This is a genomic window from Gilliamella sp. W8128, from assembly GCF_016100545.1.
Classification (GTDB): Bacteria; Pseudomonadota; Gammaproteobacteria; order Enterobacterales; family Orbaceae; genus Gilliamella; species Gilliamella apis.
Map to the genome: position 1 here is coordinate 50,500 of NZ_JACFSE010000001.1, position 16,423 is coordinate 66,922.

14 protein-coding genes, 1 tRNA gene and 1 other RNA gene are annotated in these 16,423 nt (G+C 36.9%); 13 read left to right on the forward strand and 3 right to left on the reverse strand.

What is annotated here, in order from left to right; genetic code table 11:
• Nucleotides 1-2: 2 nt before the first annotated feature.
• From rng to H3U97_RS00265, 3 genes are all read left to right on the forward strand, one after another.
• The gene (gene rng / locus H3U97_RS00255) at nucleotides 3-1,478 is read left to right on the forward strand and encodes a ribonuclease G (RefSeq protein ID WP_065578564.1); all 1,476 of its coding nucleotides are present in this window, start codon (nucleotides 3-5) and stop codon (nucleotides 1,476-1,478) included.
• Nucleotides 1,479-1,577: 99 nt separating this feature from the next.
• Complete coding sequence (tldD, locus tag H3U97_RS00260; protein WP_198197480.1) at nucleotides 1,578-3,035, forward strand: metalloprotease TldD; 1,458 nt, start codon at nucleotides 1,578-1,580, stop codon at nucleotides 3,033-3,035.
• Between the two features lie 30 nt (nucleotides 3,036-3,065).
• Complete coding sequence (locus H3U97_RS00265; RefSeq protein ID WP_065578566.1) at nucleotides 3,066-3,755, forward strand: DedA family protein; 690 nt, start codon at nucleotides 3,066-3,068, stop codon at nucleotides 3,753-3,755.
• Nucleotides 3,756-3,757: 2 nt separating this feature from the next.
• Here the strand turns inward: H3U97_RS00265 and rnpB are convergent.
• The 3 genes from rnpB to H3U97_RS00280 all read right to left on the reverse strand — a co-directional run bounded on the left by rnpB (nucleotide 3,758) and on the right by H3U97_RS00280 (nucleotide 5,197).
• An RNA gene (gene rnpB, locus H3U97_RS00270) (RNase P RNA component class A) lies at nucleotides 3,758-4,146 on the reverse strand.
• Between the two features lie 199 nt (nucleotides 4,147-4,345).
• Nucleotides 4,346-4,708: a hypothetical protein gene (locus tag H3U97_RS00275; protein ID WP_065578567.1), complete on the reverse strand. Its 363-nt coding sequence runs from the start codon at nucleotides 4,706-4,708 to the stop codon at nucleotides 4,346-4,348.
• Nucleotides 4,709-4,924: 216 nt separating this feature from the next.
• Entirely contained in the window at nucleotides 4,925-5,197 is a 273-nt protein-coding gene (locus H3U97_RS00280; RefSeq protein ID WP_065578568.1) for a helix-turn-helix transcriptional regulator, read from the reverse strand.
• A gap of 178 nt (nucleotides 5,198-5,375) precedes the next feature.
• Between H3U97_RS00280 and H3U97_RS00285 the strand changes: the two genes are divergently transcribed.
• The 10 genes from H3U97_RS00285 to H3U97_RS00330 all read left to right on the forward strand — a co-directional run bounded on the left by H3U97_RS00285 (nucleotide 5,376) and on the right by H3U97_RS00330 (nucleotide 16,266).
• Complete coding sequence (locus H3U97_RS00285; RefSeq protein ID WP_086357542.1) at nucleotides 5,376-5,732, forward strand: DNA-binding protein; 357 nt, start codon at nucleotides 5,376-5,378, stop codon at nucleotides 5,730-5,732.
• 66 nt (nucleotides 5,733-5,798) lie between these two features.
• Nucleotides 5,799-6,335, forward strand: coding sequence for an RNA chaperone ProQ (gene proQ, locus H3U97_RS00290; RefSeq protein ID WP_065578570.1), 537 nt, complete (start codon nucleotides 5,799-5,801; stop codon nucleotides 6,333-6,335).
• Between the two features lie 9 nt (nucleotides 6,336-6,344).
• On the forward strand, nucleotides 6,345-8,417 hold the full coding sequence (gene prc, locus H3U97_RS00295) for a carboxy terminal-processing peptidase (protein WP_198197482.1): 2,073 nt from the start codon (nucleotides 6,345-6,347) through the stop codon (nucleotides 8,415-8,417).
• 29 nt (nucleotides 8,418-8,446) lie between these two features.
• The gene (locus H3U97_RS11495; protein WP_108720847.1) at nucleotides 8,447-8,536 is read left to right on the forward strand and encodes a YnhF family membrane protein; all 90 of its coding nucleotides are present in this window, start codon (nucleotides 8,447-8,449) and stop codon (nucleotides 8,534-8,536) included.
• 67 nt (nucleotides 8,537-8,603) lie between these two features.
• Nucleotides 8,604-8,691, forward strand: a tRNA-Ser gene (locus tag H3U97_RS00305).
• Between the two features lie 150 nt (nucleotides 8,692-8,841).
• Entirely contained in the window at nucleotides 8,842-9,735 is an 894-nt protein-coding gene (gene prmB, locus H3U97_RS00310) for a 50S ribosomal protein L3 N(5)-glutamine methyltransferase (protein WP_198197486.1), read from the forward strand.
• 35 nt (nucleotides 9,736-9,770) lie between these two features.
• Nucleotides 9,771-10,838, forward strand: a complete 1,068-nt coding sequence (aroC, locus tag H3U97_RS00315) for a chorismate synthase (RefSeq protein ID WP_198197488.1) — start codon at nucleotides 9,771-9,773, stop codon at nucleotides 10,836-10,838.
• 2 nt (nucleotides 10,839-10,840) lie between these two features.
• Nucleotides 10,841-11,593 (forward strand): TSUP family transporter, encoded by a 753-nt coding sequence (locus tag H3U97_RS00320; protein ID WP_065650772.1) that lies wholly within the window; start codon nucleotides 10,841-10,843, stop codon nucleotides 11,591-11,593.
• Nucleotides 11,594-12,584: 991 nt separating this feature from the next.
• Entirely contained in the window at nucleotides 12,585-13,988 is a 1,404-nt protein-coding gene (locus H3U97_RS00325) for a hypothetical protein (protein WP_198197490.1), read from the forward strand.
• Between the two features lie 928 nt (nucleotides 13,989-14,916).
• Nucleotides 14,917-16,266 carry a hypothetical protein gene (locus H3U97_RS00330; protein ID WP_198197492.1) on the forward strand — a complete coding sequence of 450 codons (1,350 nt, stop codon included), beginning with the start codon at nucleotides 14,917-14,919 and terminating at the stop codon, nucleotides 16,264-16,266.
• The last annotated feature ends 157 nt before the right edge of the window (nucleotides 16,267-16,423 follow it).

The following is a 16,423-nucleotide window of genomic DNA, read 5'->3' on the forward strand; positions in this document are numbered from 1 at the left end:
TTATGTCTGTTGAATTATTAATGAATGTGACGCCTTCAGAGACTCGTGTTGCTTATATTGAAGACGGTATTTTACAAGAGATCCATGTTGATCGTGAATCGCGCCGAGGAATTGTTGGCAATATTTATAAAGGAAAAGTGATTCGTATCTTACCTGGTATGCAGGCCGCTTTTGTAGATATTGGTCTTGAAAAAGCTGCTTTTTTGCATGCTTCAGATATTATGCCACATACTGAATGTGTCTCTGATAGTGATCAAGAACAATTTCAAGTTAAAGATATTTCTGAACTGGTTCGCCAAGGTCAAGACTTAATGGTTCAGGTGGTTAAAGATCCTTTAGGAACTAAAGGAGCTAGGTTGACCACTGACATTACATTACCTTCACGGTATTTAGTTTTAATGCCGGGGCCAAATTCGACCCATGTTGCTACATCACAACGAATTGAATCTGAAGAAGAGCGAGAAAGGCTGAAAAAAATCGTTGAGCAGTATGTCTCTGATGAAGGCGGTTTTATTGTAAGAACAGCTGCAGAAGGGGCAAATGCCCATGAGCTTGAACAAGATGCTAATTTTTTAAAACGGCTCTGGACAAAAATTCAAGAAAGAATGGCTCGTCCGGTTAGTAAAAATTTAGTATATGGAGAGCTAGCTTTATCGCAACGAGTATTACGAGATTTTGTTGGTGATCCAATCGAACGTATATTAGTTGACTCAAAATTAACTTATGACTTGTTAGTTGAATTTACTCAGGAATTTATGCCTGAAGTAACTAGCAAACTAACCCATTATCGTGGCAATATTCCAATTTTTGATCTGTATGATATTGAAAATGAAATTCAAAGAGCGCTAGATAGAAAAGTTAAATTAAAATCTGGTGGTTATTTGATTATTGATCAAACCGAAGCCATGACTACCATTGATATTAATACCGGTGCATTTGTCGGCCATCGTAATTTAGAAGAAACCATTTTCAACACCAATATTGAAGCAACGATTGCCATTGCCCGCCAATTAAGATTACGTAATTTAGGTGGCATTATTATTATCGATTTTATCGATATGCAAGAAGATATTCATCGTGAACGGGTATTACAATCTTTACAAGATTTTTTAGCTAAAGATCGAGCACGAACATCTGTTAATACTTTCTCTGGTTTAGGATTAGTCGAAATGACACGTAAACGTACGCGTGAAAGTATTGGCCATATTCTTTGTGAAGAATGTCCATCTTGTAAAGGTCGTGGTATTGTTAAATCTGTCGAAACAGTATGTAATGAAATATTGCGTGAGATTGTTCGTGTTTATAAAGCTCATCGCTCTGAGTACTTCTTAGTTTATGCATCTGCCGCAGTAGCCAATGCACTGACCAATGACGAGTCTCATGCTTTAGCCGAAGTTGAAGTCTTTGTAGGCAAACGAGTTGAAGTAAAAGTTGAACCACTGTATATACAAGAACAGTATGATGTTGTACTTATGTGATTAGTTTAACTGTATTAACCATAAAAATAGGTAAAACCTAATTGATAAGTGATTGTCAGAAAAACATTTTTTATTTTTTATCAATAAATTAAGGAATTTATGAAAGTAACTCAAGTGAGTGAAAGGTTACTCCACCCAAATAACTTAAATCAACAAAATATAGCGAATTTACTTGATATGTTAAGTTCAAGAAAAATTGATTTTGGTGATTTATATTTTCTATCCGGTTATTATGAAAGTTGGTCACTTGAAGATAGTATAATCAAAAATGCTTCTTTCCATCGTGATCAAGGTGTTGGTGTGCGAGCAATTATTGGTGAAAAAACTGGATTTGCTTATACCGATCAATTGTCATTAGCTCGCTTGGAACAGAGTGTATTGGCCGCTAATTCAATTACTAAACAGCAAACACCTATAGCAGTTACACCTTTTAAAACGGCGCAAGATATCACGCTCTATCCTTCGATAAATCCAATAAACAGTTTTGCTCAGGAACAAAAGATTGCCATATTACAGCAAGTGGATAAATTAGCCCGATCGATCGATTCAAGAGTAATTGAAGTATCGGCAAGCTTAATTGGTAGTTATGAAGATATCTTAATCGCAGCTACTGATGGAACCTTAAGTGCTGATGTTCGTCCATTAGTTCGCTTATCGGTATCTGTTCTAGTGGAACAAGATGGTAAACGTGAACGAGGTAGCAGTGGTGGTGGTGGCCGATTTGGTTATGACTATTTTTTAACAACTAACGTTAAAACTGGTGAAAGCCATATCGATAGTTATACTCGCGAAGCGGTGCGACAGGCTTTAGTATTACTTTCAGCTAAGCCAGCACCTGCAGGCACAATGCCGGTGGTGTTAGGCTCAGGTTGGCCCGGCGTATTACTACATGAAGCAGTTGGTCATGGATTAGAAGGTGACTTTAATCGTAAAAATAGCTCGGTATTTTCCGGTAAAATTGGTCAGCAAGTTACTTCAGAACTTTGTACTATAGTTGATGACGGTACCATCGCTAATCGTCGTGGTTCGCTTTCTATTGATGATGAAGGCACACCTAGCCAAAAAACGGTATTAATTGAAAATGGTATTTTAAAAGGTTATATGTTTGATAAGCTCAATGCAAAATTAATGAATTGTTCTTCGACTGGCAATGGTCGTCGTGAAGGTTACGCATATTTACCAATGCCTAGAATGACAAATACCTATATGCTTGCCGGGACATCGAGCTTTGATGATATTATTCAAAGTGTTGATTATGGTTTATATGCCCCTAACTTTGCTGGTGGTCAAGTTGATATAACTTCAGGTAAATTTGTTTTTTCAACTTCAGAAGCTTATTTAATTGAAAAAGGTAAAATTACTATGCCAGTTAAAGGTGCAACACTTATTGGTTCTGGTATTGAAACTATGCAACAGATTTCAATGGTAGGGAATGATCTAGAATTAGATTCAGGTGTTGGCGTTTGTGGTAAAGCCGGGCAAAGTGTACCGGTTGGTGTTGGCCAACCGACTTTAAAAGTGAATAATTTAACGGTAGGTGGTACTATTAACCACTAATAATAATACATTAATGAGAAATTAAGCTAAATGGATACAATCATTACACTCTATCAAGCATTTGTTCATATGGATCTTGCAACACTCTCAAATCCGAATGTGTTATGGATATTATATGGCATGCTTTTTGTTATCATTTTATTAGAAAATGGTGTGTTACCAGCAGCCTTTTTACCGGGTGATAGTTTATTGTTTCTAACTGGCGTATTAATTAGTCAAAATGTTTTTCATTTTGGTTTAATAAACTTAATTCTAATTGCAGGTGCCGCATTTGGTACATGGCTTGGTTATGCGCAGGGGCGCTGGCTTGGCAATACCAAAATTGTGCAAAATTGGATGGCGCATTTACCCGAAAAATATCATCGTAAATCAGAAGTTTTATTTCATAAATACGGATTACAAGCCTTATTTATCGGACGATTTATTGCATTTGTGCGTACTTTATTACCAATGATGGCGGGATTATCAGGTTTACATAGTCGCAAGTTTCATATCTATAACTGGATTAGTGCGACATTATGGATTTTCTTAATTGTTACATTAGGTTATCTATTCGGCTTATCGCCGATTTTCAAAACCTATGAAAAGCAAATCATGTCATTGCTTATGTTAATACCGGTAATTTTATTGCTATTAGGTTTGCTTTTTACAATTTGGCTAGCATTTAAACGTTGGTTGAATAATAAAAAGCAAGTGAAACAAGATACAACAGAAAAGTAAAAGAGCGAAATTAACCGATAAGCCGGGTTCTGTCGTGGACAATCATTCCTCTAGGCTAATACTCACGCATTAGCTCAAGCAGTCTACCCGGATTCAACGCGGGCCGCGCCAATGAATCCCTATTTGACCTTGCTCCGAGTGGAGTTTACCGTGCCACAACTGTTACCAGTTGCGCGGTGCGCTCTTACCGCACCCTTTCACCCTTACCTGATCTTATTACTAAGCCATCGGCGGTATACTCTCTGTTGCACTAGTCGTGAATTTTAGCTCGCGCCAAAACCCCCCAGGCGTTACCTGGCACTCTGCCCTATGGAGCCCGGACTTTCCTCCCCTCTGTTTGTCTCCCTTTTGCAAAGGACTACAACAAAGCAGCGATTGTCTGGTTAATTTCGACAAAAAGTATAACCTAATGGTTATTTTTGTCCAGAACAGAATAGGGATTATGGTTACAATCTGTGCAAAAGCATTAATTTGAGTATAAGAAAATTGACGTTTGATGAATAAGTAAGTTTAACTATTCTATGTGGTTTAGAGAACATAAACTAAAAAGCACATCAATTTGATGTGCCTTACTTAATCAGTAATGAGAATTACCATTTTTTCTGTTTATTATTTTGATCATAATTAAACCAAGTAACTACACCTTGGTTAACAATGACTTCTAAAGTACCTTCGACAATATCATATTGCGTTTCACCTAATAAAACATTATTCGTTGAACTCTTTTTAAGATATTTATAAGTCCATTTAGTCTCATTGCTATTAATAACGGTTTTAGCTGTTGGTTCACCAAAAATATGTAAAAGCTGTGTTTCAGTGGTCGAACCTTCTACTATTTTATTCACTTTTTCGTGACTTAGAGGGGCTCCTTGTTCAAAATAATTTTTTTGTGAACATGCTGCTAATGCCAATATTGAAAAAAGAACGACCAAAATTTTACTAAGATTTTTCATGGATTCTTGCCTATTAATTTATGATTTATAACAAAAGATAGCTAATCATAGCATAGCTTTACTGTTGTAGAAAATGACCGAATCATAAATTTCAATAATAATAATTAACCTTACTAATTGATATAAAAGGATAAAATGAATATATGGAAACATTTTTGTTTCTTTATGTTTCCATTTTTTAAAAAGTGGATAAGATGTTTATCTCTAGTTATTGTTTTATCCTTTATCGTCTCGTTTTTTTCTTAAAACTCGCTTAATTGGTTGTTTTGTCATGGAATTAATATAACGACTTGGCCAAATTTGCGAAGGTTTCAAATTAAGAGCCTTGGCTATAATAGTTTCTCCTTTGGTCCACGGTCTCACTAGTGCGTTGCTTAATGTTGATGAGCTCAAACCTGATTTACGAGATAATTCAGCCAGTGTAGTACCTTTCTTTTTTAATGCGGCAATTATATCTGCTTTGTGCCAGTCGTTGGATTTTATTTCCATTTTTTCTTCCTTCGTAGTTTATAACATTAAATATCTATGTTATGCTTTCATGTTATTAAAACCAGTAAGTTTATAATTTAACTTTTAACATCATTAATAAGTTGTTTCTTATTATTGTAACAAAGTTTCTTTAATTTCTGTAATTTTTTTCTTGTTTCTTAAAAATAGGGTAATTAAAATGAAAGAGTGGTTCTCTCCCAAAGAACTATTAAGCGTTGCTGGAATGCCTTCAACAACGCAAGGGATTAACCGTAAAGCAAGAGCTGAAAAGTGGACTTCTCGAAAACGATCTGGTGTTCGTGGTAAAGCACTTGAATATCATATAAGTAGTTTATCGATAGATGTGAAAAAAGCTTTATGTCTTGAAGAAGAAAGTGCGACTTACGTAGTTTCACCAATAGATCCGCTACAACTTTGGATGACTGCTTTTGAACAGCTATCTATTGAAGAACAAACAATTGTTAGTTCATGGCTAATGCGTAATGGCATTAAGGATTTTATTACCTTTATTAATAAACATAAAAAAGATAGTTAGTGTTATTGTATAAGCTGATATATACTCTAACGTCAGAAAATTTTAGTTGCTACAATGGAATAACCAATGGAAAATAAGTTTCAATTAACGAATAGTAAAGAGATTATTATTTATTTAGCTCAACAGTTTCCGAATTGTTTTACAATTGAAGGGGAAGCCAAACCTTTAAAAATTGGCATCTTTCAAGATATCCTTTCTCATCTTGAAAATAGTGAAATACTTAGTAAAACCAAACTCCGTGTTGCATTAAGAGCTTATACAATGGGTTGGCGTTACCTATATAGTATAAAAGAAGGTGCTCATCGCGTTGATTTAAATGGTAATCCAACTGAAGTTATCACCAAAGAACAAATGGAACATGCACAACAGCAATTGAAAGAAAGCAAAGAACAAGCTAAAGAACGTGCAAAACAAAAACGTAAAGCGACCCCAAAACCAGCTAGAAAACCTCGTACTTTGAAATTAGGTGATTTTGTTAAAGTTAATGTTGGTAATAAACCAATAAAAGGACAAATCATTACAATTGAAAAGGAACATATCAAAGTTAAAGTAGGCGCTGGAATGGAGTTAATGGTTAAACCTGAGCATATTATTAATAGATAGAGAATTTATATGAATAAGCTACTGAAAAGTTTTGTTAAATTCGGTCTCATTTTATGTATTATTAGTACAACTGCTCAGGCCAAAACGCCGGCGACTGAACAAATTCCTGTTTTAAAGCAAGACGAAGTACATCAAGTGGTTGCTAAACGTGTGACCAACTTTTTTACCCAGTCACATTACCGTGACTTTTCGTTAGACGGAGCCTTTTCTGCTAAAATTTTCGATCGTTATTTCAAATTATTAGATGGTAATAAAACCCTCTTTCTGCAAGATGATGTAAATAAATTCCGTGATCGCCAAGAGCAATTGGGACAAGAACTGATTGATGGCGATTTAAAAACCGCTTACGATATTTACAACCTATTCTTGCAAAAACGCTACAATCGTTATCAATACGCGCTTCAGGTCTTACAACGTCCTATGGACTTTAATACTAAAGACCAAATAAATTTCAAACGTGAAGATATGGCGTGGCCAACCTCTGAAAAAGAGCTCGATGAATATTGGGATAAACGAGTTAAATATGATGAGTTAAATTTATCTTTAACTGGTAAAAATGAAAGCCAAATTCGTGAAGTTCTAACTAAACGTTATCAACGAGTATTAAAAACGATTGTTCAATCTAACAATGAAGATTGTTTCCAAGTATTTATGAATGCTTTTGCGCGAGAAATTGACCCGCATACCAGTTATTTAGCGCCACGTAAAAAACGTGATTTTGATTCAGAAATGAGTTTATCTTTTGAAGGTATTGGTGCAACGCTTAGCCAACAAGATGATTATACTGTTATTATGTCTTTTGTTACTGGCGGCCCTGCTGAAAAAAGTAAATTATTATCAGTCGGTGACCGAATTATTGGTGTAGGGCAAAGTAATTCTGCTATTGAAGATGTCATCGGTTGGCGTTTAGATGATATTGTTGACAAAATCCGTGGACCTAAAAATACCGTAGTAAAATTAGAAATTTTACCAGCGGGTAATAATAGTAAACCGAAAGTGATCGAAATCACTCGTGATAAAATTCATTTTGAAGATCGTGAAGCTAAATTAAAAACTATCAATAATAGCCGTGGAAAAATCGGTGTGATTGAAATACCAAGTTTTTATATTGGCTTGACCAAAAAAGTTGAATCATTAATCCTCGAAGCCAATAGTGAAAAACTACAAGGTCTAGTTATTGATTTACGAGATAACGGTGGTGGTTCATTAGCTGAAGTTATTGAATTAACAGGATTATTTATTGACAGTGGTCCAGTTGTACAAGTACGGGATAATTTACAAAAGATCACCACTTACGATGACAAAAATAAAGGTATTGAATACACAGGCCCAGTTGTTGTCATGATCAATCGTTATAGTGCATCAGCCTCAGAAATTTTTTCAGCAGCGATGCAAGATTATGGCCGAGCAGTTATTGTTGGTGAAACGACTTATGGTAAAGGAACAGTACAAACTTCTCGTAACATTTCATATCCTGTAGATGCGCGATTACACCCTAAATGGCCAGAACTTGGTGGTGCACAATACACGGTACAAAAATTTTACCGTATTAATGGTGGCAGTACTCAGTTAAAAGGTGTTGTACCTGATATCGAAATGACAAAAAGCCAATATGTCGATGATATGGGGGAACGATTCTTAGATAATGCCATGCCGTGGGATAAAATCCCATCAGCTGATTATCTCACTGTTGCTAACATTAAACCTTTATTAGCTAACTTAAAATCACAGCATCAAGCTCGAATTGCTAATAATCCTGAATTTAATTATATAGAAGAGGATATTAAGCGGTTTAATGATAAAAAAGATGATCAATATGTGGTTTCTTTAAATAAAAATGAGCGAGAAACTGAACAAAAAACTAACGATGATCGTGATTTAAAAAGAATGAATGAACGTTTAAACCGTGCTGGTTTAGCGCCAATTACTAAACTAAAAGATCTACCTAAAGGTTATAAACAGCCTGATGCATTTCTAGATGAGGCACTCGAAATCTTACTTGATTTAATACCAAATTATCCTAATCTTGAAGCTAGTAAGGTTAGAGGTGGATTTCTTTCTTTAGATAAACCAATTGAGTAGTTATAAACAAAAAGTAAGGAATAAGTATGATGAGTATTAATTTAAAATATGCTTTAGTTGCAACGGTTCTTATTTTAGCTGTTTTATTAGTATTCGGAACCATCGTTTACATGAATTAACACTTGATTAATTGTTTGCAGATAATTATAGTATGCACCCTGCTTTCAAAAAGCAGGGCTAAATTAAGGTGAGGTGTCCGAGTGGTTGAAGGAGCACGCCTGGAAAGTGTGTATACGGCAACGTATCAAGGGTTCGAATCCCTTCCTCACCGCCATGAATATTTATTCAGTCATCGAAGGAAAGAGCCATTAGGTTCTTTAGCATTGCCAACAAAATCTATTAATATGGTCTTGGCATTTACCTCAGCTTTAATGACCTGACGTGACGATTAATCTCTTCCTCTCCACGATCTTTCGGAGTTACTATGGAAAACTTACGCACTGTTCAGGATTATATACGCTGGACCACTTCGCAACTTAGTCAATCAGACATCTTTTTAGGCCATGGCACCGATAACCCTATCGATGAAGCTAAACAACTTATTTTAGCTACCCTAGGCTTATCACTATTTATTCCTCCTGAGTTTTATGCCGCAAATCTGACTAATGATGAAAAACAACAACTAAATGAGATCATCAACAAACGTATTAATGATCGCTTACCTACACCTTACCTCACTAATCAAGCGTGGTTTTGTGGTCATAGTTTTTACGTTGATGAAAGAGTCTTAATCCCACGTTCTCCTATTGGTGAACTGATTAATAATCAGTTTAAAGATATAATCAGTAGTGAACCAAAAAATATTTTAGATCTCTGTACTGGTAGTGGGTGTATTGGTATTGCTTGTGCTTATGCATTTCCTGATGCTCAAGTTGATATTACCGATATTTCATTAGAAGCATTAGATGTCGCTCAAACTAATATTGAATTGCATGATATGCAATATCAAGTTACACCAATTTTATCCGATCTATTTAATCAATTAGAGAACAAAAAATACGACCTAATTGTGACTAATCCTCCTTACGTTGATAATGAAGATATGAATGATCTTCCTGACGAGTTTTTATATGAACCAAAATTAGCACTCGAAGCAGGATTTGATGGATTAGACTTAGCAAAAAGAATTTTACACGATGCTTGTGACTATCTAACACCTGATGGAGTATTAGTCTGCGAAGTTGGTAATAGCTGGGTGTCTTTACAACAACAATATCCAGATGTACCCTTTAACTGGATCAGTTTTGAGCATGGTGGATTTGGCGTATTTGCAATCACTCAGGCTGACTTGAAGACTTATCAGCACTATTTTAAATAAATTAACTATAAAATAAAAAAATTGGAATAAGAACTATGGCAGGAAATTCAATCGGTAAATTATTTAAAGTCACAACCTTTGGTGAATCACATGGTTCTGCATTAGGTTGCATTGTTGATGGCGTGCCACCAGGAATGAATTTAAGCGAATCCGATATGCAACACGATCTTGATCGCCGTCGTCCTGGTTCATCTCGTTACACTACGCAACGTCGAGAAGCTGATCAAGTAAAAATCCTATCCGGGGTATTTGAAGGTGTGACTACCGGTACCAGTATCGGATTATTAATTGAAAACACCGACCAACGTTCACAAGATTACAGCAAAATAAAAGATATTTTTAGACCGAGTCACGCCGATTATACCTACCAAAAAAAATATGGTATTCGGGATTATCGTGGTGGTGGTCGATCATCGGCACGCGAAACTGCCATGCGTGTAGCGGCCGGTGCTATTGCTAAAAAATATTTACATGAAAAGTTAGGTATTACTATTCGTGGTTATTTAGCACAAATGGGTGATATCGAGTGCCAATTAAATGATTGGCAACAAGTTGATCAAAATCCTTTTTTCTGCCCAGATGAAAGTAAACTAGAAGCACTTGATCAATTATTAAGACAGCTCAAAAAAGAGGGCGATTCAGTTGGCGCTAAAGTCTGCATTGTGGCTGAAAATGTTCCGGTAGGTTTAGGTGAACCAGTCTTTGATAAATTAGATGCTGATCTTGCCCATGCATTAATGAGCATTAATGCAGTAAAAGGGGTTGAAATTGGTGATGGTTTTGCTGCAGTTAATAAACGTGGCAGTGAAAATCGTGACGAAATAACTCCGCAAGGATTTTTATCAAATCATGCCGGTGGTATTTTGGGGGGAATTAGTTCGGGTCAAACTATCATTAGCAGCATAGCATTAAAACCAACCCCAAGTATTGAAATTGCCGGACAATCAATTAATATTAATGGCGAAAGTGTTGAAGTTTCAACCCATGGCAGACATGATCCTTGTGTCGGTATTCGAGCAGTGCCTATTGCTGAAGCAATGGTCGCTATCGTATTAATGGATCATTATCTTCGCTATCGGGCTCAATGTAGTGATGTAAAATAATCATGAGTTACGAATTACTGGCTTTACTTTTTTTAATTGCGACGTTAGCAGGCTTTATTGATTCAATTGCTGGTGGCGGTGGACTATTAACGGTACCGGCACTACTGGCTGTAGGATTACCACCAGCTAGTGCGTTAGCCACTAATAAATTACAAAGTTGTGGCGGTTCGTTTTCTGCTAGTTTCTATTTTATTCGCCAGCGTATGGTTGATTTAAAACAGCAAAAATGGGCGATTGCTTGTGCATTCATTGGTTCCGCTATTGGCACATTATCAGTCATGCATATACAAGCGGATTTCTTAAAATTATTATTACCAATATTAACCATTAGCGTAGGACTTTATTTTCTACTATCACCAACAATCGGAGATAGTGATCGTAATAGTCGGCTTTCAATTTTACAATTTGCTTTGATTCCTGCGTTGATTATTGGCTTTTATGATGGATTTTTTGGGCCCGGTGCAGGATCATTCTATGCACTCGCATATATTACTCTGGCTGGATTCAATTTAACTAAAGCAACCGCTCATACCAAAGTACTCAATTTTACCTCTAATTTAGCAGGATTAATCTTCTTTATTGCTGGCGGTGAAGTAGTATGGTCAATTGGTTTAGTTATGTTAGTTGGCCAATTTATCGGCGCAAGATTAGGGGCAAAAATGGTTATAGCTAAAGGACGAAAATTAATAAGACCAATGTTAATTACCGTTTCAACCATCATGAGCATCAAATTAATTTATGAAAACTTCTTTTAATCATCGCTAATAAAATTTAGAACCAGTTTTAGTACCATCAATAAGCTAACAACCAAGAATACATTAGCCAATTAAAAACCCCGTTCCTCAAAATTTTGCGGAACGGGGTTTTTAAAACCTAAATCCCGCCAATAAATCGCTAACGTTAGTTATAACATCAGCTATTACTGATAATAAACGTTTATTTTTATAAATTAGTTTAGTGCTTCTTATTTAGCGACATTCGCAACGTGCTGACAACTGAGAGAGGTTAGCATGACAAACAGGGATGTTTGGCAAGGCTGTGTTTTGTCAGGAACAAATCACAGCCGGTGCGTTAAGACCGAACGAAGGCGGAAGGCAGTCACATCGTGACCACTTGCGTGGTCGCCGCGGGAGATTGTAAAGAGGGTTGGCGGCAACCCTCTTAACTCGGACGTATTCACCGTATAGAAACAACCACAAAACAACAAAACGTCCGAAACTCAAAGAATAAAAAATTTTGAGGAACGGGGTTTTTAAAGCCAAAATCCCGCCAATAAATCGCTAACGTTAGTTATAACATCAACTAGTAACCAAAAAAGTTGAGGAGAGGGGTTTTTAAAGCCTAAAATCCCGTCCAAGTTTCCCCGAAATCGGTTTTAAGCAAGTAATTAAGACATAATATTACATTAATCTTTACAAAAGTTAACAATTAAACCATCAAAAAAAGTTGCATGGTTTTTTGCAATCACTATACTTTTATAGCATATTTATACGAATGGATAAATTTTATGCCATTAGGCTTAAAATTTTAAATAAATCATAAAATTGGATTGACAAGGATATCTGATATGGATTATAATTTTCAACACGCAACACGCAACACGCAACCTGCCCAACCTATAATTTCACGTCTCTAAAGTTAAGCTCACACCGTTTATTATTTCACTGCAGTTTATTATTTCCGCAATTTCCGAAATTCCGGCAAAATTTTTCAAAATTTCTTGGTTTAGCCTTTTTATCTCGGCCGATGGTTTTGGTATTAACCATGGTTGTATTACAGTCTATCTCTTTTGCTAATTATGCATTAACCACAAAAACGACCAATATTATTTATGGCTCAGCACCTTATTTAACCTTTGATGGTGGTCGTACCCGGATAACAAATAGCGAAGCGCTACTTGGGATATCGCTTTCTGATGGAAGAACATTTACTCCGACAACCAATAATTCGAGTTTTGACAATCCTATCGTTTTACCTGTTATTGGTCAGAGTTCTAATGATATTGGTATGTTAGTACCAAGGGATACTAATTCTATTGCATTAAGTTCACTTATTGGCGCACCGTATAATTATTGGGGTGATGATGATGGCGATGGTCAGGGAGTTAATGGTATCACCGCTACCGGTAGTTTGAATTTATCTATTGTTGATAAATTCAATCATCGTGTTGCCCGTAATGAAGTGCTGACTGTTTGTAACGGTAAAGCGCCATATAAATTAACTTTATCTAATACTAGCGGTAGATTAACAACACGTTATGGTATACCTAATGAAAGTCGTTTTAATGCAGGTAATGCCACTTATTATATTAATCCTAAGACATTGTCAGCGATTTGTGGTGCAAGACCTCGTTCCGTGTTGGAGGGTAACGGTCTTTCTGCTGCCGTTTGGGACTGGATATATGGTTTTCTACCACAGTCAGTTACGCCGTCGTCTTATGGTTCAAACTTTCCGACTGCTGGTGCTAATGGTCTGTATTTTATTTTATATATTGGTGGTGTTGGTCGGTCCTTATCTTGGGCGCCGGTTAAGCATAGTGGTATTACGGCGACGATGACCGATGAACTTGTCTTATCTGATGGACGCCAACAAGTTAAAGTCACCCTAACGGGTCCTGTTGCTCCATCATCGCAATGGCAATCAGAAAATCCACGTAGAATTGACAAACCATCTTTACCGCAGACATTTGAGATAGTCGGTCGTGATAGAAGTGGTAATGCGGTGGTCAAATATGGATTTGTGTTAAAGCAGTGGTTTGTTAATCGTGGTAGTTATGTAAGTACCTCTTCTAGTGTGGAATCTTGGTGTAATAAGATTGGATACCGTCTTCCAAAGGTCAGGGATTTAACAAATGCGACTTGTCAACCAAGAAGGGGGCAGAGTCAAGATGTGTGTCAAGGTGTAGAAAGTGCAACGCCTTCGTCACCTGATCATAGGGTCCGGCGTCACATTGGTACAGGATTGTTATCGGAATGGGGGGAGATGTACGTGTACGCTGGTGCTAACTTCTTCAAAGGTTACTTTTGGGCGACAGCTGATTACAATTTTGTAATTAAACAGGGCTCTGATACTACCGAGGATCCCACTGGTATTATTTGGTTCTTGCCGACGTTGACTGAAAGCTTCCGCGGACTTTGTGTCTATCCTTAGCTATTATTTTTTAGTTCTTAGGTATTAAAGTTGAGGATAAGAAAAATAATGTTAGGACATTAAACAATCATTGCCATGCCAAGGCAATGGTGTTGACGTTGACGAAGTCGGCGATAAAAAACGATTTTGTGTCGCGACATTGGCAATGTGCTGACAACTGAGTGAGGTTAGCATGGCAAAAATGGATGTTTGCCAAGGCGGTGCTTTGTCAGGAACAAATCACAGCCGGTGCGTTAAGACCGAACGAAGGCGGAAGGCAGTCACATCGTGACCACTTGCGTAGTCGCCGCGGGAGATAGTAAAGAGGGTTGGCGGCAACCCTCTTAACTCGGACGTAATCACCGTATAGAATTAGCCACCAAACAACAAAACGTCCGAAACTCAAACAACTAAAAAAATTTGAGGAACGGGGTTTTTAAATGCAAAATACCTTCTAAAAACGATTATAAAATTGTCAAAATCAAAAACCTAATCTGCAAATTATTAATATTAAAAATAGTGATTTTTTAAGAGGGGATAAAGGGTCTATTATTTCTAATAAACAGCAAATAACCGATGCTGTTTTCGAGTTATCAGTGTCCTTCTTTACAAAAGTTAACAATTAAACCTCCAAAAAAAGTTGCATGGTTTTTTGCAATCACTATACTTTTATAGCATATTTATACGAATGGATAAATTTTGTGCCGTTAGGCTTAAAATTTTAAATAAATCATAAAATTGGATTGACAAGGACATCTGATATGGATTATAATTTTCAACACACAACACACAACACACAACCTGCCCAACCTATAAATTCACCTATCTAAAGTTAAGCTCACATCGTTTATTATTTCACAGTAGTTTATTATTTCGACAATTTCCAAAATTTCCGCAATTCCGGCAAAATTTTTCAAAATTACTTGGTTTCGCCTGTTTATCTCGGCCGATGGTTTTGGTTTTAACCGTAGTTATTTTACAATCTATCTCTTTTTCTAATTATGCATTAACCACTAAAACGACCAATATTATTTATGGCTCAGCTCCTTATTTAACCTTTGATGGTGGTCGTACCCGGGTAACAAATACTGAAGCGCTACTCGGGATATCTCTTTCTGATGGTAGAACATTTACTCCGACAACCAATGATTCAAGTGACAATCCTATCGAGTTACCTGTTGAGGGTCAGAGTTTTGCGGATATTGGTATGTTAGTACCAACGGATACTGATTCTATTGCATTAAGTTCACTTATTGGCACACCCTATAATTATTGGGGGGATGATGATGGCGATGGTCAGGGAGTTAATGGTGTCACCGCTACCGGTAGTTTATATTTATCTATTGCTGATAAAGACAATAATCCTGTTGCCCGTAATAAAGTGCCGACTATTTGTAAAGCGCCATATAAATTAACCTTATCTAATGGTGAAGGTAGATTAACAACACGTTATGGCGTGCCTAATGAAAGTCGTTTTAGTGCAAGTAATGCCACTTATTATATTAAACCTAAGACAGCGCCAGCGATTTGTTTTGCAAGACCTAACTTAGATGAGGGAAGGTATATTTCTGCTGCCGTTTGGAACCGTAATAAGGGTTTTCTAACCCAGTCAGTTACACCGTCGTCTTATGGTTTAAACTTCCCGACTACTGGTGCTCATAATTTGTATTTTGATTTAGATATTAGTGGTAATAATCAGGCCTTATCTTGGGCGCCGGTTTCTCATGGTGGTATTACGGCGACGATGACCGATTCAACAAGTACCAGCGTTCGAGTCACCCTAACAGGTCCTGTTGCTACACCATCGCAATGGAGTTCAGATAATCCAGGTAGAATCGATAGCCTATCTTTACCGCAGGTATTTGAGTTAGTCGGTCGTGATAGCAGTGGTAATGCGGTGGTCAAATATGGATTTAAGTTAAAGCAGTGGTTTGTTCATCGTGGAAATAGGAACCAATATAGCGCTTCTAGTGCATCATATTGGTGTAATAGGATTGGAGGATATCGTCTCCCAAAGGTCAGGGATTTAACTAATGCGAAATCTGGTATGGTAGGATGTCAAAGTGCAACGCCTTCGCCATCTACTAATTATTACTCGCGTTACATAGGTGCAGGATTGTTCACGGAATGGGGGAAGACACCCTATTACGCTGGTGCCAACTTCGGCACTTATGTCTATTGGACGAATGATGTGTTTAATAATAGTAACCGTCTCTGTGTGGTTTCGACTCATGGTCGTGTTTATACCGCTCCTAGGGAAAACACCCTCGGCACCTTCGGACTCTGTGTCTATCCTTAACTATTATTTCTTAGTTCTTAGGTATTGAAGCTGAGGATAAGAAAAATAACGTTAGGACGATAAAAAGCGATTTTGTAGCGCGACATTGGCAATGTGCTGACAACTGAGCGAGGTTAGCATGGCAAACAGGATGTTTGGCAAGGAGCGTTAAAAGCGA

Coding starts and splice junctions, on each gene's coding strand:
- rng (WP_065578564.1), top strand. CDS start 3: ATGTCTGTTGAATTATTAATGAATGTGACGCCTTCAGAGACTCGTGTT.
- tldD (WP_198197480.1), top strand. CDS start 1,578: ATGAAAGTAACTCAAGTGAGTGAAAGGTTACTCCACCCAAATAACTTA.
- H3U97_RS00265 (WP_065578566.1), top strand. CDS start 3,066: ATGGATACAATCATTACACTCTATCAAGCATTTGTTCATATGGATCTT.
- H3U97_RS00275 (WP_065578567.1), bottom strand. CDS start 4,708: ATGAAAAATCTTAGTAAAATTTTGGTCGTTCTTTTTTCAATATTGGCA.
- H3U97_RS00280 (WP_065578568.1), bottom strand. CDS start 5,197: ATGGAAATAAAATCCAACGACTGGCACAAAGCAGATATAATTGCCGCA.
- H3U97_RS00285 (WP_086357542.1), top strand. CDS start 5,376: ATGAAAGAGTGGTTCTCTCCCAAAGAACTATTAAGCGTTGCTGGAATG.
- proQ (WP_065578570.1), top strand. CDS start 5,799: ATGGAAAATAAGTTTCAATTAACGAATAGTAAAGAGATTATTATTTAT.
- prc (WP_198197482.1), top strand. CDS start 6,345: ATGAATAAGCTACTGAAAAGTTTTGTTAAATTCGGTCTCATTTTATGT.
- H3U97_RS11495 (WP_108720847.1), top strand. CDS start 8,447: ATGAGTATTAATTTAAAATATGCTTTAGTTGCAACGGTTCTTATTTTA.
- prmB (WP_198197486.1), top strand. CDS start 8,842: ATGGAAAACTTACGCACTGTTCAGGATTATATACGCTGGACCACTTCG.
- aroC (WP_198197488.1), top strand. CDS start 9,771: ATGGCAGGAAATTCAATCGGTAAATTATTTAAAGTCACAACCTTTGGT.
- H3U97_RS00320 (WP_065650772.1), top strand. CDS start 10,841: ATGAGTTACGAATTACTGGCTTTACTTTTTTTAATTGCGACGTTAGCA.
- H3U97_RS00325 (WP_198197490.1), top strand. CDS start 12,585: ATGGTTTTGGTATTAACCATGGTTGTATTACAGTCTATCTCTTTTGCT.
- H3U97_RS00330 (WP_198197492.1), top strand. CDS start 14,917: ATGGTTTTGGTTTTAACCGTAGTTATTTTACAATCTATCTCTTTTTCT.